Source organism: Streptomyces sp. NPDC102462, assembly GCF_044765425.1.
Classification (GTDB): domain Bacteria; phylum Actinomycetota; class Actinomycetes; order Streptomycetales; family Streptomycetaceae; genus Streptomyces.
In genome coordinates this window covers 168,567-189,931 of record NZ_JBIWKB010000009.1, presented here as the reverse complement: position 1 = coordinate 189,931, position 21,365 = coordinate 168,567, and the positions used below count along the sequence as shown (strand labels likewise).

Genomic DNA, 21,365 nt, shown 5'->3' with positions numbered 1-21,365 from the left:
CAGGTGCGGGTTCGTTTTGGCCGGTCGCGCAGTTCCCCGCGCCCCTGGTGTGGCTGGGGTTTGGTGGTCGGGTGCGGGTTCGTTTTGGCCGGTCGCGCAGTTCCCCGCGCCCCTTGGGTGCGTTGTGGTGTGGGCCGTGGTCCAGTGCGGGTTTGTTGTGGCTGGGCGCGCAGTTCCCCGCGCCCCTTTTGGGGCGGCGGGGGACTGGGGTCAGACCACTGCGCCGCGGCCCGGGTCGTCGGGTTCGTCGTCGTCCGTGCGCATGCGGGTTACCAGGGTGATGAAGCCGCCGAGGAAGCCGCCGATGCCCAGCGTCGCCAGCCACCACGTCATGTCCCAGCCGAGCAGCACCGCCAGCAGGAGCAGGAGCGGGCCGCCCACCACGCCGAGCCAGGCGAACTTGGCGGTCGTGTCGGCGGCGGGCAGCGGCGGCGGCTCGGGCGGCACGAAGTGGCCCTCGTCGTCCTCGTCGAAGTCGTCGTCGGACGCCTCCGACGGCGTGTAGTCGCGCGGGCCGACACCGGGCGCGAAGGACACGGAGCTGCCGAGCGGCTTGGCGGGCCCCTTCGCACCGGCACTCTCGCCGCTGTCCTTGCCGGTGTCGCCCTTGCCGGCGGCACCGTCGTCGCCGTCGTTCGTGTCCGCTTCGAGCAGCGCCAGGTCCTCGACCGACTTGAACGGCTTGGCGCCCGGCGGGTCCGGCGGCTCCTCGCCGTACCCGGCGACGATGGCCGCCCAGGCGGCGTCCTCGTCGAAGGGCACGCCCTTCTCGTCCGGCTCGCGGTCCTCGCGGTCGGACTCGTGCTCAGCCAACTGCGGCCGTCCCTTCCTTGCCGACACTGGATGCGAGCCGGCCGATGAAGGCGAGGCTCTCCTCGAAGATCCGGTCCGCGTCGTGGTCCAACGTCGCGACGTGGTAACTCTGTTCCAGCACGACCTCCGTCACGTCCGTCGAGGACACCCGGCTCAGTACCCGGACCGGGTCGGCGGGCGAGACCACATGGTCCCGCCGGCTGCGCAGGAGCAGCAGCGGCTGGGTGACCTGCGGCAGTTCGCCGTCGACCAGACGCAGGAAGGTCCGCAGGGAGTTCGCCGCGTGCAGCGGCACCCGGTCGTACCCCCCTTCCGTGACGCCCGGCTTTGCGATGTCGTCGGTGATTCCCCGCACCGAGGGCACCAGGTGCCGGGCCACCGGAAGGGCGCGCGTCGCCGGGCCGTGCATCCTGTTCACCGGGTTGACGGCCACGACGCCCGCCACCGCGTCCCCGTGCCGGGCCGCGAGCCGCAGGGCCAGCGCCCCGCCCATCGACAGGCCCGCCACGCACACCAGCCGGCAGTGCGAGCGCAGCAGCCGCAGCTCGCGGTCCACCTCCGCGTACCAGTCCTGCCAGGTGGTGAGCTGCATGTCCTGCCAGCGCGTGCCGTGTCCGGGCAGCAGGGGCAGCGACACGGTCAGGCCGTGCGCGGCGTGGTGCGCCGCCCAGGGGCGCAGCGACTGGGGCGAGCCGGTGAAGCCGTGGCAGAGGAGGACACCCACCTCCCCGCCCTCGTGGCGGTACGGCTCGGCTCCGGGCAGAACCGGCACGTGTGTCTCCTGTTCCTGAGAGGGACGTGAACGACTGCGGGTTCTGCTTCACCGTACGCGACCGCACTGACACCGACCAGGGCCGTCGGGTCCATTGGCGGTCCCGCGGGTTAAGGTCTGAACGACGGACACGGGAGGCACGCGGTTGTTGTACGGGACGATGAAGGTCGCCATCGGGGGGCCGCTGAAGGTCGCCTTCAGACCCTGGGTGGAGGGCCTGGAGAACATTCCGGCCGTGGGCCCCGCCATACTGGCGAGCAATCACCTGTCCTTCTCGGACTCGTTCTTCCTGCCCGCGGTCCTCGACCGCAAGGTCACCTTCATCGCCAAGGCCGAGTACTTCACCACCCCCGGGGTCAAGGGCCGGTTGACGGCGGCGTTCTTCAAGGGCGTCGGGCAGCTCCCCGTGGACCGCTCCGGCGGGCGCGGCGCGGGTGAGGCGGCGGTCAGGAGCGGCCTGGAGGTGCTGGAGCGCGGCGAGCTGTTCGGGATCTACCCGGAGGGCACGCGTTCGCCCGACGGCCGCCTGTACCGGGGCAAGCCCGGCGGCCTTGCCCGGGTGGCGCTCGCCTCCGGCGCGCCGGTCATCCCGGTCGCGATGATCGACACGGAGAAGATCCAGCCGCCCGGGAAGGTCGTCCCCAAGCTGATGCGGCCCGGCATCCGCATCGGCAGGCCCCTGGACTTCGGCCGCTACCAGGGCCTGGAGCACGACCGCTTCGTGCTGCGCGCGCTGACCGACGAGGTCATGTACGAGATCATGAAGCTGTCCGGCCAGGAGTACGTCGACATCTACGCGACGGCCGCCAAGCGGCAGATCGCGGAGGCCGCGAAGGCGGCCAAGCAGGACCAGCGCGACCAGAAGGACCAGAAGAACCAGAAGGACCGGAAGGAAACGGCGTAGGGGCGCCGGACGCAGGCCCCGGCGGGACGGCCGGGCCGGGGGGTGGGGGAGATGCCCGGACGCGAACGGGTCATGAGGATGTCGGTCGAGCAGCCGCTGTGGCGCGCGCTCGCCGCCTACCGCGTCCTGACGATGCTGTACGCCATCGGTCTGTTCGCCACCGCCTACGACCGGTTCGCGCGGCCCTGGCTCGCCCTCGCCTACTACGGCGTCCTGTCCGTGTGGACCCTCGCCACCCTGCCCAAGGTGCGCAACGCGGCGAGCTGCACCAGGCGGTTCCTCGCCGCCGACCTGACCATCGCGCTCGTCGGCATCCTCCTCACGCCGGTCGCCGACGCCCACGAGCGGGTCGTGGACGGCGGCCCGACACTGCCCTCGATCTGGACCGCGGGCTCGGTGCTGGCCTTCGCCGTCAAGGGCGGCTGGCGCTGGGCGGGGTTCGCCTCCACGGCCGTCGCCGCCGCCAACCTGGTCGAGCGGGGCAGCCCGGCCCGCGACACCGTGCACAACGTGATCCTCGTGTGGGTCGCCTCCATCGCCATCGGCTACGTCGTCGAGGTCGCCCGCGCCTCCGAGCGCACCCTCGCCCGCGCCCTGGAGATCGAGGCCGCGACCAGGGAACGGGAGCGGCTGGCCCGGGACATCCACGACAGCGTGCTCCAGGTGCTGGCGATGGTGCAGCGGCGCGGCGCGGTCATCGGCGGGGAGGCGGCCGAGCTGGGCCGGCTGGCCGGCGAGCAGGAGGTGGCACTGCGCACGCTGGTCTCCGGGGGGCTGGTGCCGCTCGCGCGGAGGTCGCAGGACACGGCCGGGGACACGGTCGTAGCGGCCGTGGCGGAGCCGGACGACCCCGCAGGACCCGTCGACCTGCGCGCGCTGCTCGCCCCGTACGCCGGCGCCCGGGTCAGCCTGGCCGAGCCCGGCGCGCCGGTGCCGCTGCCGCCGGCCGCCGCGCGGGAGCTGGCCGCGGCCGTCGGCGCCGCCCTGGACAACGTCCGCCGGCACGCGGGGGAGGGCGCCCGGGCCTGGATCCTGGTCGAGGACGAGCCCGGCGAGATCGTCGTGACCGTACGGGACGACGGGCCCGGCATCCCCGAGGGGCGGCTCGCCCAGGCCGAGGGCGAGGGGCGGCTCGGGGTGGCCCTGTCGATCCGCGGGCGGCTGCGCGACCTGGGCGGCAGCGCCGAACTGATCTCGGTGCCCGGGCAGGGCACCGAGGTCGAACTGAAGGTTCCGAAGGACGCCGCGCAGGCGTGGGGGAAGGCGGAGAAGCGATGAGCGAGCAGCAGGACCCGATCAAGGTCATGGTGGTCGACGACCACCCCATGTGGCGCGACGCGGTCGCCCGGGACCTGTCCGAGTCCGGCTTCGAGGTGGTCGCCACCGCAGGGGACGGCGAGCAGGCGGTGCGCCGCGCCCTGGCGACCGGTCCGGACGTGCTGGTCCTGGACCTCAACCTGCCGGCGAAACCGGGGGTCCAGGTGTGCAAGGAACTGGTCGGCGCCGATCCGCGGCTGCGCGTCCTGGTGCTGTCGGCGAGCGGTGAGCACGCGGACGTCCTGGAGGCCGTGAAGTCCGGCGCGACCGGCTATCTGCTCAAGTCGGCGTCCACGGAGGAACTGCTGGACGCGGTGCGCAGGACCGCCGTCGGCGACCCGGTGTTCACGCCCGGCCTCGCCGGACTGGTCCTCGGCGAGTACCGCCGGCTGGCCGCCGAGCCGGGGCCGGCCCCGGACGCCGACGAGCCGAAGGCGCCACGGCTGACCGACCGCGAGACGGAGGTGCTGCGCCTGGTCGCCAAGGGCCTGAGCTACAAGCAGATCGCCGAACGCCTCGTCATCTCCCACCGCACCGTGCAGAACCATGTGCAGAACACCCTCGGCAAGCTCCAGTTGCACAACCGGGTCGAGCTGGTGCGGTACGCGATCGAGCGCGGCCTCGACGACGCGTGAGGGACATGTCCCGATGTCCACTCTTTCGAGTGGATATGCGCGGGCCCGGAATGATCAACTGGGCCTCAATTCGGTGGAATTGACCTTCCCACCCATCACGGAGTGACCTGGATCACTATTAGCGTCTTCCTTCACCAGGCAACCGCGGCGAAGGGACATTTCCATGCGGGTCGGAGTACTGACCGGAGGCGGCGACTGCCCCGGGCTCAACGCCGTCATCCGGGGCATCGTCCGCAAGGGCGTGCAGGAGTACGGCTATGACTTCGTCGGCTTCCGGGACGGCTGGCGGGGCCCCCTCGAAGGAGACGCCGTCCGCCTCGACATCCCCGCTGTGCGCGGCATCCTGCCCCGCGGCGGCACCATCCTCGGCTCCTCACGCACCAATCCGCTCAAGGTCGAGGGCGGCATCCGCCGCATCAAGGACAACCTCGCCAAGCAGGAGGTCGAGGCACTGATCGCGATCGGCGGCGAGGACACGCTGGGCGTGGCCGCGCGGCTGTCCGACGAGTACGGCCTGCCGTGCGTCGGCGTCCCGAAGACCATCGACAACGACCTCTCCGCCACCGACTACACCTTCGGCTTCGACACCGCCGTCGGCATCGCCACCGAGGCGATCGACCGGCTGCACACCACCGCCGAGTCGCACATGCGCGTCCTGGTCGTCGAGGTGATGGGCCGTCACGCCGGCTGGATCGCCCTGCACTCCGGGCTCGCCGGCGGCGCCAACGTCATCCTCATCCCCGAACAGCGCTTCGACGTCGACCAGGTGTGCGGCTGGGTGACGTCCCGTTTCCGTGCGTCGTACGCCCCGATCGTGGTCGTCGCCGAGGGTGCCACGCCCAAGGACGGCGAGATGGTACTCAAGGACGAATCGCTGGACTCCTTCGGGCATGTGCGGCTCTCCGGCGTCGGTGAGTGGCTGGCCAAGGAGATCGAGAAGCGGACCGGCAAGGAGGCCCGCACCACGGTCCTCGGCCATGTGCAGCGCGGTGGCACGCCGAGCGCGTTCGACCGCTGGCTCGCCACCCGCTTCGGCCTGCACGCCATCGACGCCGTCCGCGACGGCGACTTCGGCAGGATGGTCGCGCTGCGCGGCACCGACATCGTCCGCGTCCCGATCTCCGAGGCCACGGCCAAACTCAAGACGGTGAACCCGACCCTGTACAAGGAAGCAGGCGTCTTCTTCGGCTGACCCCTCACCCCACCCCGCGCCCCACCAGGGGCGCGGGGAACTGCGCGCTCAGCCCCCACGCACCCGCACCCGAAACACAACAAGAGCGACCGCCCCGCCAGGGGCGCGGGGAACTGCGCGCTCAGCCCCCACGCACCCGCACCCGAAACACAACAAGAGCGACCGCCCCACCAGGGGCGCGGGGAACTGCGCGCTCAGCCCCCACGCACCCGCACCCGAAACACAACAAGAGCGACCGCCCCACCAGGGGCGCAGGGAACTGCGCGCTCAACCTCCACGCACCCGCACCCGAAACACAACAAGAGCGACCGCCCCGCCAGGGGCGCGGGGAACTGCGCGATCAACCCCCACATACCCGCACCCGAAGAACCACGAGAGGTCCCCAAAAAAACCTAGCGCCTACGATCCGCACCCGAAAAGCCACCAGAACCTCCCGAACCGCCCCCCGCAAGGGGCCCGCTCAGATGGGCCATCAGCTCCCGTACGATCGCCGCCCCGTTCAGCGTCAGGACCGACTCGGGATGGAACTGGACCCCCGCGAACCCGGGCCCCCGCACCGCGTGCACGTCACCGTCGGCCGCCCGGCTCACCTCGACGCCGTGCGCGCCCAGCTCCCGGTAGGCGTCCTCGTCGCAGCGCGCCACGAAGCTGTTGTAGAAGCCGACGGTCTCCCGGCGCCCGAACAGATCGATCGCGACCTGCGCCCCCTGGCGGGGCACCGCCTTGCGGACGATCGCGAGCCCCAGCTCGGCCGCGATCAGCTCGTGCCCGAGGCACACCCCGAGCACCCCGTGCCGGTGCGTGCCGATCACCTCGGCGGTCAGCCCGCGCAGCGCCCGCATCTTGGGGTCGGTCAGGTCCGAGGGGTCGCCGGGCCCGGGCCCGAGCACCACCGGCCCCGCATGCCCGAGCACGGCCGCCCGCAGCCCCGGCTCGTCGAACCGCCGTACGGTCACGTCGAGACCGCCGGAGCGCAGCACATGCGCCAGCATCGCGGTGAAGGTGTCCTCGCCGTCCACCACCAGGGCATGCCCGCTGCGGGCCGCCGGGTGCTCCTGCATCCGCAGCCAGAACGGCGCGAGCGAGGCCCGGCGTCCGTCCAGCGCCGCCCGTACGCGCGGGTCGTCGGCCAGCCGGGGCAGCGCCGCCTCCGCACGCGGCCGGGCCGGACGCACGCCGAGGGCCGCCAGCACGCCCGCCGCCTTGGCGTGCGTCTCCGCCACCTCCCCGGCCGGGTCGGAACCCCGTACCAGCGTCGCGCCGACCGGGACCCGCAGCCGGCCGGCCGCGTCGATGTCGGCGGTGCGGATGAGGATGGGCGAGTCCAGGGTCTGCGCGCCTCCGGAGTCCCGGCCGAGCAGGGCCAGCGCGGCGCCGTAGTACCCGCGCCCGCCGGCCTCGTGCCGTTCGATCACCCGGCAGGCGTTCTGCACGGGGGACCCGGTCACGGTGGCCGCGAACATGGTCTCCCGCAGCACGTCCCGCACGTCGAGGGACGACTTCCCGCGCAGTTCGTACTCGGTGTGGGCGAGATGCGCCATCTCCTTGAGCCGGGGGCCGACGACCACCCCGCCCATGTCGCCGACGGTGCACATCATCTTCAGTTCCTCGTCGACGACCATCGACAGTTCCTCGATCTCCTTGCCGTCGGCGAGGAAGCCGAGCAGATGCTCAGGGGTCGGACCGCCCTCCGGGTAGCGGTAGGTGCCGCTGATCGGGTTCATCACGACCGTGCCGCCGGACATCCGCACATGCACCTCGGGGCTGGCGCCGACCAGGGTCCGCCCGCCGGTGTGCACGAGGAACGTCCAGTACGCGCCCCGTTCGCCCTCCAGGAGCCGCCGGAACAGGGCGAAAGCGTCGGCTCGTGCGAAGTCCGGGATCTCGCCCTCGTAGGTCCGCCGGATGACGAAGTTGGCTCCCTCGCCGGCCCCGATCTCCTCGCGCAGCACCCGGCCGACGATCCCGGCGTACTCCTCGTCGTCGACGTCGAAGCCCCCGCCGGTGACGTGCACGGCGTGGGCGGGCAGGTGCTCCAGCGCCTCGGCGAGCGGGATCTCGCACGTCTCCTCGGGGGTGAGCACGAGCAGCGGCGTCCCGTCGTCGCGGACGTCGAAGCCGCGCTCCCGGATCTGCCGGAAGGGCACGAGGGCCAGTCCCTCGTCGGGCAGGTCGGCGAGCCGGTCGCAGGCGCGCACCGGCCCGACGAGCAGTTCCACGGTGTCCTCGGCGCGGCCGGGCGTGCGGCGGCGCAGCAGCGCGAAGGGGCGGGGGTCGTGCAGCAGATCCAGCAGGTCCATGGGTGCGTCGTCCTTCTCCGTGGTCTCGATGGTCTCGGCCGCCGGTCGCGCCGGGCGGGTCGATGGAGGTCGATGGAGGTCGATGGATGTCGATGGAGAGGACGGCCCCGTGAAACGCCGAAGGCCGCCCCTCGGGCGGCCTTCGCGAAGTCGTGCGTACGCGCAGTCAGTGGGCCGCCGAAGGAGCGGTCCACCACCAGGTGCGGGTCGAATGCGCGAACATGCCGGGAACCCTACCGCACCGCCTCGTCGTCCACGGGCCAGTCGGTCCGTCTCACCAGTCGAGCCGGAGGAAAACATGGCGACACGACCCCGTAATGTTTACGAGGTGACCGTGAACGCTAAGACCAGCGCGAGCGCTGGCAACACCTGGCGAGACCTGCCCGCGGCGCAGCAGCCCGAGTACCCCGACGCCGAGGCGCTGCGCGCAGTGATCGCGGAGCTGGAGTCGTATCCGCCGCTCGTCTTCGCGGGCGAGTGCGACCAGCTGCGCGCCCGGATGGCGGCCGTCGCCCGGGGTGAGGCGTTCCTGCTCCAGGGCGGCGACTGCGCGGAGGCATTCGACGCGGTGTCCGCCGATCACATCCGCAACAAGCTGAAGACGCTGCTGCAGATGGGCGCCGTACTGACGTACGCGGCGTCGGTGCCGGTGGTGAAGGTGGGCCGGATCGCGGGCCAGTACTCCAAGCCGCGTTCCAAGCCGACCGAGACGCGTGACGGGATCACGCTGCCGGTGTACCGGGGTGATTCGGTCAACGGTTTCGACTTCACCGAGGCCAGCCGGATCCCGGACCCGGAGCGGCTGAAGCGGATGTACCACGCCTCCGCGTCGACGCTGAACCTGGTGCGCGCGTTCACCACCGGCGGGTACGCGGATCTGCGGCAGGTGCATGCCTGGAACCAGGACTTCGTGAAGTCGTCCCCGTCGGGGCAGCGCTACGAGCAGCTGGCCCGGGAGATCGACAACGCGCTGAACTTCATGCGGGCGTGCGGTGCGGAGCCGGAGGAGTTCAAGACGGTCGAGTTCTTCTCCTCGCACGAGGCGCTGCTGCTGGACTACGAGTCGGCGCTGACCCGGGTGGACTCCCGCACGGGGCGGCTGTACGACGTGTCGGCGCACATGGTGTGGATCGGCGAGCGCACCCGGCAGCTGGATCATGCGCATGTCGAGTTCGCCTCGCGGATCAGCAACCCGCTGGGGATCAAGCTGGGCCCGAACACGACGGCGGAGGAGGCGCTGCGCTACGTCGACCGGCTGGACCCGGAGCGGGAGCCGGGCCGGCTGACGTTCATCGTGCGGATGGGCGCGGACAAGATCCGTGACCGGCTGCCGGAGCTGGTGGAGAAGGTCACGTCGTCGGGTGCGGCGGTGGCATGGGTGACCGACCCGATGCACGGCAACACGTTCGAGGCGGCCTCGGGGCACAAGACGCGCCGTTTCGACGACGTGCTGGACGAGGTCAAGGGCTTCTTCGAGGTCCACAAGTCGCTGGGGACGCATCCGGGCGGCATCCACGTGGAGCTGACCGGTGACGACGTCACCGAGTGCGTGGGCGGCGGCGACGAGATCTTCGTCGACGATCTGCACCAGCGCTACGAGACGGCCTGCGACCCGCGCCTGAACCGCAGCCAGTCCCTCGACCTGGCCTTCCTCGTCGCCGAGATGTACCGGGACCAGTGACGCACGGGCACATCCCCGGGATGTGAGGTGGGGCGCGGATCACATGCGATCCGCGCCCCTCGCGCTTTTCCGGGCCCTGCGCCATGGGTAAGGTTAGGTTTGCCTCACCGAATCACGGGATGGCGCACATGACCGATCCCGGTGGGAGGTGAACCGCGTGTACGTCTGCAGTTGCTTCGGCATCACCGAGCAGCAGGTGAAGGAGCACGCGGGGGACGGTGTCCGCACCCCCCGCCAGATCGCCTCCGCCTGCAAGGCGGGCACCGACTGCGGCTCGTGCGTGCGCCGGATCCAGGCCCTGCTGGGGCGCGGCGCGTGCCCGCGGCGTGAACCGGCCGAGCGGGGCGTGCCCGCACCGGCCCGCATCGAAGCGGCGTAGGCACTCGGCTCTGTCGCCCCTCCGGGGTGCTTCGCTCAGTCCTTCGGTTGTTTGATGAGCTGCGAGATGTAGAGCGCTTCGCCGAGCTTGTCCACCAGTTCCAGCTGGGTGTCCAGGTAGTCGATGTGGTGCTCCTCGTCCGCCAGGATCGACTCGAAGATGTTCGCGGACGTGATGTCACCCTTGTCGCGCATCACCTTGATCCCGCGCCTGAGCCGGTCGATCGCCTCCACCTCGATCTGCCGGTCCGCCTCGAACATCTCCCTGACGGTCTGCCCCACCCGCACATGGAACAGCCGCTGGTAGTTCGGCAGCCCCTCCAGGAACAGGATCCGGTCGGTCAGCACCTCGGCGTGCCGCATCTCGTCGAACGACTCGCGCCGCGTGTACTCGGCGAGCTTGTACCAGCCGAAGTTCTCCTGCATCTTCGCGTGCAGGAAGTACTGGTTGATCGCGGTGAGCTCGCCGGTGAGCTGCTCGTTGAGGAACTCGATGACCTCGGGGTCGCCCTGCATCGCAGAGGCTCCTTCCGGACGGGGGATGGCGGGAGGTTGCGGCGGCATGATTGCACCGGTTCGGAAGATCGTCCAGTAAGTGTGTACTTAGCCGTTAAGCGCATGCATCGTCTTTTTTGTCCCATTGGGGATCGCTGGTCAGGTGCACCGCTCCGGGTCTGTCAGGATGGAGACATGGGTCATCCGGTGGAGCGCAGGTCTGGAGTGTCGGGAGAAGGTGTAGGGTCCGAGCTTCCGCCGGGGCAGCGGCTGCAGCGCGGCTGGCCGGTCACGCACTACGGGCCGGTGCCGAAGTTCCGGCCCGAGCGCTGGGAGTTCAGGGTCTTCGGCGCCACCGCCGACGGCGACAAGCGCTGCTGGAACCACGACGAGTTCACGGCCCTGCCGTACACCACCGTGGTGGCCGACCTGCACTGCGTGACCAAGTTCAGCATGCTCGGGTCCGAGTGGGGCGGCGTCCCCGCGAGCACCATCCTGGAGATCGCTCCGCCCGCGCCGAATGTCACCCATGTGATGGTCTGGGCCGAGTACGGCTTCAGCTCGAACCTCCGCCTGTACGACTTCGCCGCCGAGCGCGCCATCTTCGCCACGCACAAGGACGGCGAACTGCTCACCGCCGAGCACGGCTTCCCGGTCCGGCTCGTGGTCCCCCATCTGTATGCCTGGAAGGGCCCTAAGTGGGTCCGTGGGGTCGAGTACATGACCGCCGACCGCCGCGGCTTCTGGGAGGAACGCGGCTACCACAACATCGGCGACCCCTGGCAGGAGCAGCGCTACTCCTACCAGGAGCGGCCCGGAGACGGCCCGGAACTCTGACCCGCGCCTCAGTGGTGGTACTGGTGCACCACCGCGTGCCCCTTGCCCCGCCCGATCGTCCACTTGTTGACCGGGGTGGTGATCACGAAGGCCGCGGCGAGCGAGATCGCCAGCGAGGACCAGAACAGCGGGTCGCCGAGGTGCGCGTCCATCGCGTCCGGCCACAGCGCGATCACGCCGTTGTCGATCAGCTCCATCACGGCGATCGACAGGGTGTCCGCGGCCAGCGCCACCCGTACGGCGGTGCGCAGGCCGACGCCGGCCTTCAGCACCCCGCGCAGGGTCAGCGAGTAGCCGAAGAAGAACGCCAGCACGATCGCCAGGACCATGGTCGGCAGGTTGCCCCAGCCGAGCGCGGTGCCGATCACCATGCCCAGCACCTCGCCGATGGCGCAGCCGGTGAGGCAGTGCAGGGTGGCCTGGACGGCCATCGCCCAGTCGGCCGCGGGCGCGTCGGCGTGCCCGTGGCCGTGGTCGCCGTGGTGGGTGTGAAGGTGTGCCTCGTGGTCCATGGGTGCCCCCGGTGTCGAGTGATGGTTCCGCGTACGACGAGTAGGGGAAACCGTATACCCCGCGGGGGTATTCCGCCCGATGCTCAGCCGGGAGACCGCAGGCCCTTCAGCCGTGCCACGTCCGCCGCGTGTCCCTCCCTGCCGCCGGGCGTCTCGATCACCAGCGGCACACCGGCCGTCGCCGGATGCGTCATCAGCGCCCGGAACGGATCCTCGCCGATGTGCCCGGCGCCGATGTTCGCGTGCCGGTCCTTGTGGGCGCCCACCACGTCCTTGGAGTCATTGGCGTGGATCAGCTTCAGCCGGCCCTCGCCCACCGTGTCCACCAGCAGGTCCAGGGTCTGGTGCATGCCGCTCGGGCCGGTCAGGTCGTGCCCGGCGGCGAAGACATGGCAGGTGTCCAGGCACACGCCCAGTCTCGGATGGGCGTCCAGCGCCTCGAAGTACGGCCCGAAGTCCCAGGTGCGCGAGCACAGCGAGGCACCCTGCCCGGCGGTCGACTCCAGCAGCAGGAACGGATCGTCGTCATGGGTCAGCTCGTCCAGCAGCGGCAGCAGGTGCGTGCGCACCTGCTTCAGCGCGACCTCCCGGGCCCGCCCGCCGGTCGCGCTTCCCGTGTGCACGACCACGCCCAGCGCGCCGATCTCCCGCCCCCGGCGCAGCGAGTGCCGCAGCGACTCCACCGACCTCTGCACGGTCGCCTCGGTGTGCGAGCCGAAGTTGATCAGGTACGGGGCGTGCACATACGCCGGGATCGAGTCCTCCGCACAGGCCGCGCGGAACTCCTCGTCCTGCCGGGGGTTCCCGGCCGGGGTGGCCCAGCCGCGCGGATTGGCGACGAAGACCTGCACGGTCTCCGCCTTCAGCGCACGGGCGTACGCCAGGCCCACGGAGTGCAGCCCGCCGGCCACGGGCACATGACCGCCGATCGGGTTACGGGAGGGACCGGGCGGCACGACGGAACCGGACTGCTGACTCATCACCCGTTCACCCTGCCACGCCAACCGCCCCCACGAAAAACACCCCCACGCCCCTGGGGCGGAGGGGCGGGGCGGCCCGGCTCTGCGGCGCCCGGGTCAGGGCGGGTGCGAGAAGGCCGCGACACCGGTTGCGGGCCCCCGCTGCCGAACGGCGACGTCGGCGGGCCCCGAATCCGGCCATGGCAGCCCGGCGGACGCGGGGGCACGCCCGATCGCCGTACGGCTGCGGCAGGCAGTCCGCTCGGGAGTCAGCGGATGGTGATCGTTATCGTGGAGCCCTTCGGGGCCGTCTCACCCGCGTCGACCGACTGCTTCTTCACCGTGTCGCCGAACAGACCCAGCAGCCCGCGGTCCTCCGAGACCTTGAAGCCGGAGCCCTCCAGCAGCTTCTTCGCGTCACCGACACTGGCCCCGACCACGTTCGGCACCTCGACCATCTCCGGGCCCTTGGACAGCGTCAGCCGCACCGTGTCGCCCTCGGCCGCCTCGCTGTCGCCGGCCGGGGTCTGCCGGGCGACCTCGCCCTTGTCGAACTCGGAGTTCACCTGCTCCGCGGAGACCTCCACCTTGAGCCCGGCGTCCTCCAGCTCCGTCCGCGCGCTGTCCAGGTCCTCACCGGTGACGTCCGGCACGTCGATCGGGCTGCCCTTGCTGACGGTGAGCGCGATCGCCGACCCCGCGTGCCGCTCGGTGCCGGCCGCCGGATCGGTGCCGATCACCGCGTCCTTCGGCACGCTGTCGCTGAACGCGCGCGTGACCATGCCGGGCTCCAGCCCGCCCTTCCTGAGCAGCGCCTTCGCGTCGGCCAGCCCGCGGCCCGCCAGATCGGGCACCTTCACGGTCTCCGGGCCGTCGGAGACGGTCAGCGTCACCGAGTCGTTGTTGCGGATGCGGGCGCCGGCCTCCGGGTCGGTACTGATGACCGTGCCGCGCCGCACCGTGTCGCTGTAGGCGTGCTCGACCCGCTTGACGTCGAGCCCGGCCTCCTTGAGCCGTTCCCGCGCCTGCGCCTCGGTCTTCGACAGCAGCGGCGGCACCTTCGTGAACTGCCCGGAGTTGATGTACCAGACGCCGGCCCCGACGCCGAAGACCACCAGCACGGCGACGACCAGCGTGACCAGTCCCCGCCCGGGCCGTACGGACCGCCGCCGAGGCGGCACGGCCGGGGACTCGAACCGGGCCGTCCGGTTGTCGCCCGCGCCGGGATCGTCGTCCTCGTTGACGGGCAGCAGCCGGGGCACCGTCAGCGAACGCGGAATCACGCTCGTACGGTCCTCGGCGATGTCGTGCTCCGCGGTGAGCGCCTGGGGCGGCACCGCGTCCAGCTGCTCGTCGCTGAGCGCCGCGCGGCACTCCCGCACCTGGGCCAGCAGCGCCACGGCGTCATGCGGCCGGACCGCCGCCGTGCGGGCGGTGGCCGAGGCGACCAGCTCGTCCAGCTCGTACGGCAGCCCCGGCACGGCGGCCGAGGGCGGCGGCACGTCCTCGTGGAGGTGCTTGTAGAGCACCACCGCCGGGGAGTCACCCTCATGCGGCTTTGCCCCGGTCAGCATCTCGTACAGGACCACGCCGCACGCGTACACGTCGACACGGGGGTCCGCGGTGCCGTTCTCGATCTGCTCCGGCGCGAGATACGCCACGGTCCCCAGCACGGCCCCCGTCGTACTGGTCACCGTGTCCACCGACCGCACAAGGCCGAAGTCCGCGACCTTGACCCGCCCGTCGTCGCCTATGAGCACGTTCTCGGGCTTCATGTCCCGGTGCACGAACCCGGCGCGGTGTGCGGCGCCGAGCGCGGCCAGCACCGGCTCCAGGATGTCCAGCGCGGCCCGCGGCTGGAGCGCGCCCCGCTCCCGCAGCACGTCGCGCAGGGTGCAGCCGGCGACGTACTCCATGGCCAGGTAGACATACGACCCGTCCGCGCCCTGGTCGAACACCTGGACGACGTTGGGGTGGGCGAGCCGGGCGACCGACTTCGCCTCCCGGATGAACCGCTCCACGAACGACCCGTCGGCCGCCAGCGCCGGATGCATCACCTTGAGGGCGAGGATGCGGTCGAGGCGGGTGTCCAGGGCCCGGTAGACCGTGGCCATCCCGCCGACCGCGATCCGCGCCTCGACGCGATAACGTCCGTCGAGCACCTGCCCGACGAGAGGGTCCTGAAGGGTCGTATCCACGCTGGTGAGTTTACGATCCGGGACCGACAGCGCCCCTGGTTCCACCGTCGCAACAGCACGACTACAACCAACCTGTGACGCACCCCACCCCCACCCGCACCCGCTGACGGCGCTCGGCCCCCACCCGAGACGCCAACCACTCGGCCGGACCCGCCACCCCCCACCCGCACCCGCTGACGGCGCTCGGCCCCCACCCGAGACGCCAACCACTCGGCCGGACCCGCCACCCCCCACCCGCACCCGCCGACGGCGCTCGGCCCCCACAGGAAACGTCCACCACTCGGCCGACAGCAAACGGGCGGTGCGCGGGTGGGAGAACACCCACCCGCACCCCCACCCACCCGCACCCGCCGACGCTCCCGCACCCCCACAAGGACCGGCGCCCGCCCCACGCTCAGAACGCAGGCCGCTCCGGGTCGAGCACGGCCAAGCCCTCCGCAGGAGACGACGCCGTGGCGAAATGCCGCCGCGGAATCCGCCCCGCCAGCCGCGCCAGCCGCCCCGCGTCCACCGCGTGCCGCATGGCGGCAGCCATCCGCTCCGGTTGCTGCGCCCGGGTGACGGCCGACGCCAGCATCACCCCCGCGCACCCGAGTTCCATCGCCAGCGCCACATCGGACGCCGTACCGGCTCCCGCGTCCAGAATCACCGGCACACGCGCGTGCTCCACGATCAGCTGGAAGTTGTGCGGGTTGCGGATCCCGAGCCCCGAACCGATCGGCGAGCCGAGCGGCATCACCGCCGCGCACCCCACGTCCTCCAGCTTCCGCGCCAGCACGGGGTCGTCGTTCGTGTACGGCAGCACCGTGAACCCGTCGTCGACCAGGGTCTCCGCCGCGTCCAGCAACTCGATCGGATCCGGCAGCAGCGTCCGCTCGTCGGCGATCACCTCCAGCTTCACCAGATCGCTGCCGAGCGCTTCCCGGGCCAGCCGCGCGGTCAGCACCGCCTCGCCCGCGGTGAAGCAGCCCGCGGTGTTCGGCAGCACCCGGATGCCGAGCCGCTGCAGCACCGACAGCACGGAGCCGTGCACACCGGGGTCGACCCGCCGCATCGCCACGGTCGTCAGCTCCGTGCCGGAGGCGACCAGCGCACGCTCCAGCACATCGAGGCTGGGCGCACCGCCCGTACCCATGATCAGCCGGGACGTGAAGGACGTACCGCCGAGGACGAAGGGATCGTCGGCCATGGCTCAGCCTCCTTGGACGGCGGTGAGGACTTCGACGCGGTCGCCCTCGCTGAGGGCGGTGGACGGCCACTGGGCGCGCGGGACGACGGTTTCGTTGAGGGCCGCGGCCACCCCGCCGGGCGCGCTGGTGAGGGTCTGGACGACGGTGTCGAGGGCCGTGCCGGGCGCGAACTCCCGGCGCTCCCCGTTGACAGAGATGATCATGCGGGCTGCTCCGTGCGGGCGGCGGCGCCGAAGCGCTCGGGCGTGAAAGGACGGGCCACCTCGGGGAGGTCCCCGGTGGCCAGGGCGTGCGCCATGACGTCCCCGGTGACCGGGGTGAGCAGCACGCCGTTGCGATGGTGCCCGGTGGCCGCGAACAGCCCGTCGAGCGCGGTCGGGCCGAGCAGCGGCGCGTTGTCCGGCGATCCGGGCCGCAGCCCGGCCCGGGTCTCGGTCAGCGGCAGCTCGGTGATCCCCGGCACCAGCTCGTGCGCGTCCCGCAGTAGCTCGTACACGCCGCCCGCGGTCACCGTCGTGTCCCAGCCCAGCTCCTCGCTGGTCGCCCCGACGACCAGTTCGCCGTTCTCCCGCGGCACCAGGTACACCTGGCTGCCGCGCACCACGGCCCGCACGGTGCGGCTCAGGAACGGCGCGTACCGCTTCGGCACGGTCAGCCGCAGCACCTGCCCCTTCACCGGCCGCACCGGCGGCAGCACGTCCCGCGGCAGGCCCGCCAGCCGTCCGCTCAGGCTGCCGGCCGCGAGCACCACCCGATCCGCGCCCAGTTCCGTGCCGTCCCCGGTGGTCACCCCGACGGCCCGGTCCCGGCGCACCGTGCAGCGCTCCGCCCACGCCCGGTGCAGGACCACGCCCGCCCGTTCGCACGCCGCGAGCAGCGCGGCGGCCAGCCGGCGCGGGTCGATCTGGTGGTCGGCGTCCACCCGCAGCCCGCCCCGCACGCCGGGCGCGAGCATCGGCTCCAGGCGGCGGCACTCCCGGCCGGACAGCCACTCGGACTCCAGCCCGGAGCGCTGCTGCAACGCGTGCAGATCGCGCAGGTACGCCCGGTCGTCGGCGTCCAGCGCGACGGCGAGGGTGCCGCACCGGCGGTAGCCGAGGTCCAGGCCGGTCAGCTCGGTCAGCTCTGCCGTGAAGTCCGGGTAGCGGCGGGCCGAGGCCAGGTTCAGGCCGAGCAGCGTCTGCTCGCCGTGGTGCAGTTCGGTGACCGCGGCCAGCATCCCGGCCGCGACCTGCGCGGCCCCGCCGCCCGGCTCGGGGTCCACGACGGCCGTGGTGAACCCGCGCTGCGCGGCCCGCCAGGCCGTGACCAGGCCGATGATTCCGCCCCCGATGACGAGAACGTCCGACGTACGTGACGACATGGGCGTCCAGCCCCTCCCTTCGCCGGCATGACCCGGATCAGGTTCGTACGGTCGGAGGCCGCCAGCCTCCCTCTCAGCCCGGTGCGTCCGGGCTCCCGCGAGTGCTTGTACGGTGGCCACCCTAGCCCGCCACCGCCCGCCTCAGTAAGGGAGCCTCCGTTCATGGCCCGCTCGCTCGACGGTCTCGTCCTCGCCCCCGTCACGGACCAGGCCCCAGGTCAGGTGGGTACCGGCACCCGGTTCACGTACCACGAGAAGGACGGCGAGATCTGGGCCGAGTACGCCGGCGGTGACATCGTGCGCGGGTATCTCGTCGGCACCCGCCGCGGCGACCGGCTGGACTTCCGGTACGTCCAGCTCAAGCACGACGGCGGCACGTCCTGTGGGCACTGCGTGTCGACCGTCGGCGAGCTGCCCGACGGCCGGGTGCGGCTCACGGAGACGTGGGAGTGGGAATCGCAGGCCGGCAGCGGGACGAGCGTCGTCGAGCAGGTCGCGCGGACCCCGGCGGTCACCGGTGATCCTGTTGTGCAACAGGTCACCCAGCACGCCCCCTGACTGACAAATTGTCAGGTGACTATGGTGATCACGTGAGCCAGCAGACGCAGCAACCCAGCCCGGCACCGGGGCGGCGCGTGGTCGTCGTCGGCGCGGGCATGGCCGGGGTGCAGACCGCGGTCGCCCTGCGGGAACAGGGCCACCGGGGCACGATCACCCTGGTCGGCGCCGAACCCCACCGGCCCTACGACCGGCCGCCGCTGTCCAAGGCCGTACTGCTCGGCAAGGCCGAGGGCTCCGCCTTCGAGGTCGACTTCACGGCACTCGGTATCGATCTCCGACTGGGCCGCGAGGCGACCGGCGTACGCCCCGGCGAGCACGAGCTGGACACCGCCGCCGGACCCGTGCCGTACGACGTCCTGGTCCTCGCCACCGGCGCCGAACCGATGCGGCTGCCCGGCGCCGAGGGTGTCCCCGGTGTGCATCTGCTGCGCACCCTGGACGACGCCCAACGGCTGCGGCCCGTGCTCGCCCGGCAGCACGACATCGTGGTCGTCGGCGCGGGCTGGATCGGCGCCGAGTTCGCCACGGCGGCCCGCGAGGCGGGCTGCGCGGTCACGGTGGTCGAGGCCGCCGACCGCCCGCTCGCGGGCGCCCTCCCGGCCGAGGTCGCGGCGCCGATGACCGGCTGGTACGCGGACAGCGGCACCGAACTGCGCACCAACGCGCGCGTGGCGAGCGTCGAGCCCGGCGCGGTGCTGCTCGCCGACGGCTCGCGGCTGCCCGCGGGCGCCGTGGTCGTCGGCATCGGCGCGCGCCCCGCCACCGGGTGGCTGGCCGGCTCCGGCATCGAACTGGGCGCCCACCGGGAGGTCGTGGCCGACGCGTACCTGCGCACCTCCGCGCCGGACGTGTACGCGGTCGGCGACTGCGCCTCCTTCCCCTCCGCCCGCTACGGCGAGCGGCTGCTCGTGCACCACTGGGACAACGCCCTCCAGGGGCCGCGCACGGTCGCCGCGAACATCATCGGCGAGGCCCCGGCGGTCTACGACCCGGTGCCGTACTTCTGGTCCGAGCAGTTCGGCCGCTTCGTGCAGTACGTCGGCCATCACCCCGCGGCCGACACGCTGCTGTGGCGCGGGGACCCCACGGGGCCCGCCTGGACCGTCTGCTGGCTGCGTGCGAACCGGCTGGTCGCTCTGCTGGCCGTGGGCCGTCCGCGTGACCTGGCGCAGGGGCGGCGGCTGATCGAGGCGGGCACGCCGATGGCTCCGGAGCTGCTCGCGGACCCGGCGCGGCCCCTCAAGGAGGCCACCGCGTGACGCGCGGACACCCCAGGTCGGACCGTCCCGGCTTCCGACTGTCAGTCCCAGATGGCAGGCTGGTTCCGTGACCGAGATTGACGCAAAGATCGATGCTCTCGTCCCCGCCTGGCTCACCCTGCCCGACATCGCCGAACAGCTCGGCGTCGAGGTGACACGTGTGCGGCAGCTGGTCAAGGAGGGCCAGCTCATCGCCGTACGCCGTGGCGAGAACCGCGCGCTGCACGTTCCCGCCGCCTTCATCGACGGGGACAAGGTCGTCAAGGGCCTGTCCGGGACCCTGACGCTGCTGCGGGACGACGGCTTCACGGTCGAAGAGATGCTGGAGTGGCTGTTCACCCCCGACCCCACCCTGCCCGGCACCCCGGCGCAGGCCCTCAGCGAGAACCGCGGCACGGAGGTGAAACGCCGAGCCCAGGCCCTCGCCGTCTGACCCCACGACCCCCTGCGGGGCTTCAACCGCGGGCCCACTGCGCCCGGACCCGCTCCCCGGCGCAGCCGCTTCCCTGCGGGGCCGCGGCTGCGCCGTGGCCGGGGGTGGTCTCCGGTGGGGCTCGTGCCGCGGGTGTGCCGTGGGCCGGGGCCGCCCCCGGCGGGGCTTCGGCCGTGGGGGCGCCGCGGCCGGCCGTGCGCACACGTCTGCCCCGGACCCGCAAGGCAAGAGACGCCGCCAGGTCGGTGGCTGTGGGTACTCGAACCCGTGGGCCAGGTGGAGCTGGTCCAGTGACGGAGCAGTAGGCTCGGCCGGGCCGGGGATGGCCCCGGTCCGCCCCCGGCCAGAGCGCACCGACAGCCCAGGCGCCGCCGGGCACCGCCCCAGTCACAGCACACCCACGGCCCAGGACCCCGCCAGGGACCGCAGCGCGCCCACAGGCGAAGCTGCCGCGGGGGAGTGAACCCGCGGCCGAAGCCCCACCAGGAAGCGGACCCGGGCCACAACGTACCCGCGGCCGAAACCCCTCCGGGAAACCACCCCCCAGCCACAGCACACCCGCAGCCGAGAACCCCCGTCGGGACCCGCCCCAGTCACAGCACCCGCGGCCGAAGTCCAGCCGGAGAACGGCCCCGGCCAGAGCGCACCCGCAGCCGAGAACCCCACCGGGCCCCCGGGGCGTGGCTCGTGGGTTCCTTCGGGTCTGCCCGCATGGCACCGCCAATACCTGTGGCACCGTTAGCCGCGTGGGCCACAGCTGCACCGAGGCCACGGCGGACCAACCGACACCCATCGCACCGTACTCAGGGGGACGCACCGTATGTCTGATTCCGTGAGCGACGGCTACACCGCCGCGCGTGTGGCGCTTGCCGGGGCGCGGCTTTACCTGTGCACGGACGCCCGCACGCGCCAGGGCGACCTCGCCGAGTTCCTGGACGCGGTCCTGGCCGGCGGCGTCGACATCGTGCAGCTGCGGGACAAGGGCATGGAGGCGGCCGAGGAACTGGCGCGCCTGGAGGTGTTCGCCGACGCCTGCGCCCGGCACGGCAAGCTGCTCGCGGTCAACGACCGCGCGGACGTCGCCCACGCCGCCGGTGCCGACGTGCTCCACCTGGGCCAGGGTGACCTCCCGGTGCCCGCGGCCCGCGCCATCCTGGGCGCCGACGTGCTGATGGGCCGCTCCACGCATGCCCCGGAGGAGGCCGCCGCCGCGGCCGTCCAGGACGGCGTGGACTACTTCTGCACCGGCCCGTGCTGGCCCACCCCCACCAAGCCGGGCCGGCCCGCGCCCGGCCTGGACCTGGTCCGGTACACGGCCGCCCTGGGCACCGACCGGCCCTGGTTCGCCATCGGCGGCATCGACCTGGGCAACCTCGACCAGGTGCTCGACGCCGGTGCCCGCAGGGTGGTCGTCGTCCGTGCGATCACCGAGGCCGACGACCCGGGAGCGGCGGCGGCCGAATTCGCCGGGCGGCTGCGGCGGGCCTAGAGCCCAGGCTGTCCAAGGAGTGGACAAGAAATCGGCAAATCGGGCAAATTTCCGGTCCTCGGTTGGGGGACCGGCCG

At 72.2% G+C, this 21,365-nt stretch carries 22 protein-coding genes and 1 riboswitch; of the genes, 11 read left to right on the top strand and 11 right to left on the bottom strand.

The genetic code is table 11. From position 1 onward, the window contains the following. Positions 1–210 precede the first annotated feature (210 nt). Together ACIRFL_RS11185 and ACIRFL_RS11180 are read right to left on the bottom strand one after the other, a co-directional pair. Positions 211–813, bottom strand: a complete 603-nt coding sequence (locus ACIRFL_RS11185) for a hypothetical protein (protein ID WP_404026522.1) — start codon at positions 811–813, stop codon at positions 211–213. Then, positions 806–1,585: an alpha/beta hydrolase gene (locus ACIRFL_RS11180; RefSeq protein WP_404026521.1), complete on the bottom strand. Its 780-nt coding sequence runs from the start codon at positions 1,583–1,585 to the stop codon at positions 806–808. The genes ACIRFL_RS11185 and ACIRFL_RS11180 overlap by 8 nt, the downstream gene beginning before the upstream one ends. A 160-nt stretch (positions 1,586–1,745) precedes the next feature. Between ACIRFL_RS11180 and ACIRFL_RS11175 the strand changes: the two genes are divergently transcribed. The 4 genes from ACIRFL_RS11175 (at position 1,746) to ACIRFL_RS11160 (ending at position 5,633) form a co-directional block, all read left to right on the top strand. Further along, positions 1,746–2,489, top strand: a complete 744-nt coding sequence (locus ACIRFL_RS11175; protein WP_404026519.1) for a lysophospholipid acyltransferase family protein — start codon at positions 1,746–1,748, stop codon at positions 2,487–2,489. 51 nt (positions 2,490–2,540) lie between these two features. Then, positions 2,541–3,767, top strand: a complete 1,227-nt coding sequence (macS, locus tag ACIRFL_RS11170; RefSeq protein ID WP_404026516.1) for a MacS family sensor histidine kinase — start codon at positions 2,541–2,543, stop codon at positions 3,765–3,767. Beyond that, entirely contained in the window at positions 3,764–4,441 is a 678-nt protein-coding gene (locus ACIRFL_RS11165) for a response regulator (RefSeq protein WP_404026513.1), read from the top strand. The genes macS and ACIRFL_RS11165 overlap by 4 nt, the downstream gene beginning before the upstream one ends. 163 nt (positions 4,442–4,604) lie before the next feature. Beyond that, positions 4,605–5,633, top strand: coding sequence for a 6-phosphofructokinase (locus ACIRFL_RS11160; protein ID WP_404026512.1), 1,029 nt, complete (start codon positions 4,605–4,607; stop codon positions 5,631–5,633). 392 nt (positions 5,634–6,025) lie between these two features. On the opposite strand, the gene ACIRFL_RS11155 is transcribed toward ACIRFL_RS11160, so the two are convergent. Further along, positions 6,026–7,933: an anthranilate synthase family protein gene (locus ACIRFL_RS11155; protein WP_404026510.1), complete on the bottom strand. Its 1,908-nt coding sequence runs from the start codon at positions 7,931–7,933 to the stop codon at positions 6,026–6,028. 166 nt (positions 7,934–8,099) lie between these two features. Further along, positions 8,100–8,156 (bottom strand): trp operon leader peptide, encoded by a 57-nt coding sequence (locus ACIRFL_RS11150; RefSeq protein WP_121888102.1) that lies wholly within the window; start codon positions 8,154–8,156, stop codon positions 8,100–8,102. A 105-nt stretch (positions 8,157–8,261) separates the two neighbouring features. Between ACIRFL_RS11150 and ACIRFL_RS11145 the strand changes: the two genes are divergently transcribed. Both ACIRFL_RS11145 and ACIRFL_RS11140 read left to right on the top strand, forming a co-directional pair. Continuing rightward, complete coding sequence (locus ACIRFL_RS11145) at positions 8,262–9,614, top strand: class II 3-deoxy-7-phosphoheptulonate synthase (protein ID WP_404026507.1); 1,353 nt, start codon at positions 8,262–8,264, stop codon at positions 9,612–9,614. Positions 9,615–9,762: 148 nt separating this feature from the next. Further along, entirely contained in the window at positions 9,763–9,993 is a 231-nt protein-coding gene (locus tag ACIRFL_RS11140; protein WP_404026505.1) for a bacterioferritin-associated ferredoxin, read from the top strand. 35 nt (positions 9,994–10,028) lie between these two features. Here the strand turns inward: ACIRFL_RS11140 and bfr are convergent, their stop codons facing one another. Further along, positions 10,029–10,508: a bacterioferritin gene (gene bfr, locus ACIRFL_RS11135; RefSeq protein WP_404026502.1), complete on the bottom strand. Its 480-nt coding sequence runs from the start codon at positions 10,506–10,508 to the stop codon at positions 10,029–10,031. A 174-nt stretch (positions 10,509–10,682) separates the two neighbouring features. Here bfr and ACIRFL_RS11130 point away from each other — a divergent pair, with 174 nt between their 5' ends. Continuing rightward, on the top strand, positions 10,683–11,324 hold the full coding sequence (locus tag ACIRFL_RS11130) for a sulfite oxidase-like oxidoreductase (protein WP_404026499.1): 642 nt from the start codon (positions 10,683–10,685) through the stop codon (positions 11,322–11,324). Between the two features lie 8 nt (positions 11,325–11,332). Here the strand turns inward: ACIRFL_RS11130 and ACIRFL_RS11125 are convergent, their stop codons facing one another. The 6 genes from ACIRFL_RS11125 to thiO form a co-directional block, all read right to left on the bottom strand. Continuing rightward, on the bottom strand, positions 11,333–11,836 hold the full coding sequence (locus ACIRFL_RS11125) for a DUF4396 domain-containing protein (RefSeq protein WP_404026496.1): 504 nt from the start codon (positions 11,834–11,836) through the stop codon (positions 11,333–11,335). Between the two features lie 83 nt (positions 11,837–11,919). After that, positions 11,920–12,816: a deoxyribonuclease IV gene (locus ACIRFL_RS11120; protein ID WP_404026494.1), complete on the bottom strand. Its 897-nt coding sequence runs from the start codon at positions 12,814–12,816 to the stop codon at positions 11,920–11,922. Positions 12,817–13,064: 248 nt separating this feature from the next. Continuing rightward, on the bottom strand, positions 13,065–14,993 hold the full coding sequence (gene pknB / locus ACIRFL_RS11115) for a Stk1 family PASTA domain-containing Ser/Thr kinase (RefSeq protein ID WP_404026492.1): 1,929 nt from the start codon (positions 14,991–14,993) through the stop codon (positions 13,065–13,067). Positions 14,994–15,387: 394 nt separating this feature from the next. Continuing rightward, positions 15,388–16,182: a thiazole synthase gene (locus ACIRFL_RS11110; protein ID WP_404026490.1), complete on the bottom strand. Its 795-nt coding sequence runs from the start codon at positions 16,180–16,182 to the stop codon at positions 15,388–15,390. Positions 16,183–16,185: 3 nt separating this feature from the next. Further along, the gene (gene thiS, locus ACIRFL_RS11105) at positions 16,186–16,386 is read right to left on the bottom strand and encodes a sulfur carrier protein ThiS (RefSeq protein ID WP_404026487.1); all 201 of its coding nucleotides are present in this window, start codon (positions 16,384–16,386) and stop codon (positions 16,186–16,188) included. After that, complete coding sequence (thiO, locus tag ACIRFL_RS11100; protein ID WP_404026486.1) at positions 16,383–17,546, bottom strand: glycine oxidase ThiO; 1,164 nt, start codon at positions 17,544–17,546, stop codon at positions 16,383–16,385. The genes thiS and thiO overlap by 4 nt, the downstream gene beginning before the upstream one ends. Continuing rightward, a riboswitch (TPP riboswitch) is annotated at positions 17,544–17,655 on the bottom strand. Its footprint overlaps the gene before it by 3 nt. Positions 17,656–17,708: 53 nt before the next feature. Between thiO and ACIRFL_RS11095 the strand changes: the two genes are divergently transcribed. From ACIRFL_RS11095 to thiE, 4 genes are all read left to right on the top strand, one after another. Then, the gene (locus ACIRFL_RS11095) at positions 17,709–18,104 is read left to right on the top strand and encodes a hypothetical protein (protein ID WP_404026484.1); all 396 of its coding nucleotides are present in this window, start codon (positions 17,709–17,711) and stop codon (positions 18,102–18,104) included. Between the two features lie 32 nt (positions 18,105–18,136). Next, positions 18,137–19,366, top strand: a complete 1,230-nt coding sequence (locus tag ACIRFL_RS11090; RefSeq protein ID WP_404026482.1) for an NAD(P)/FAD-dependent oxidoreductase — start codon at positions 18,137–18,139, stop codon at positions 19,364–19,366. 67 nt (positions 19,367–19,433) lie between these two features. After that, a complete protein-coding gene (locus tag ACIRFL_RS11085; protein ID WP_351728252.1) occupies positions 19,434–19,799 on the top strand; it encodes an Rv2175c family DNA-binding protein in 366 nt (121 codons plus the stop codon). 820 nt (positions 19,800–20,619) lie between these two features. Next, positions 20,620–21,288, top strand: a complete 669-nt coding sequence (gene thiE, locus ACIRFL_RS11080; protein WP_404026479.1) for a thiamine phosphate synthase — start codon at positions 20,620–20,622, stop codon at positions 21,286–21,288. The last annotated feature ends 77 nt before the right edge of the window (positions 21,289–21,365 follow it).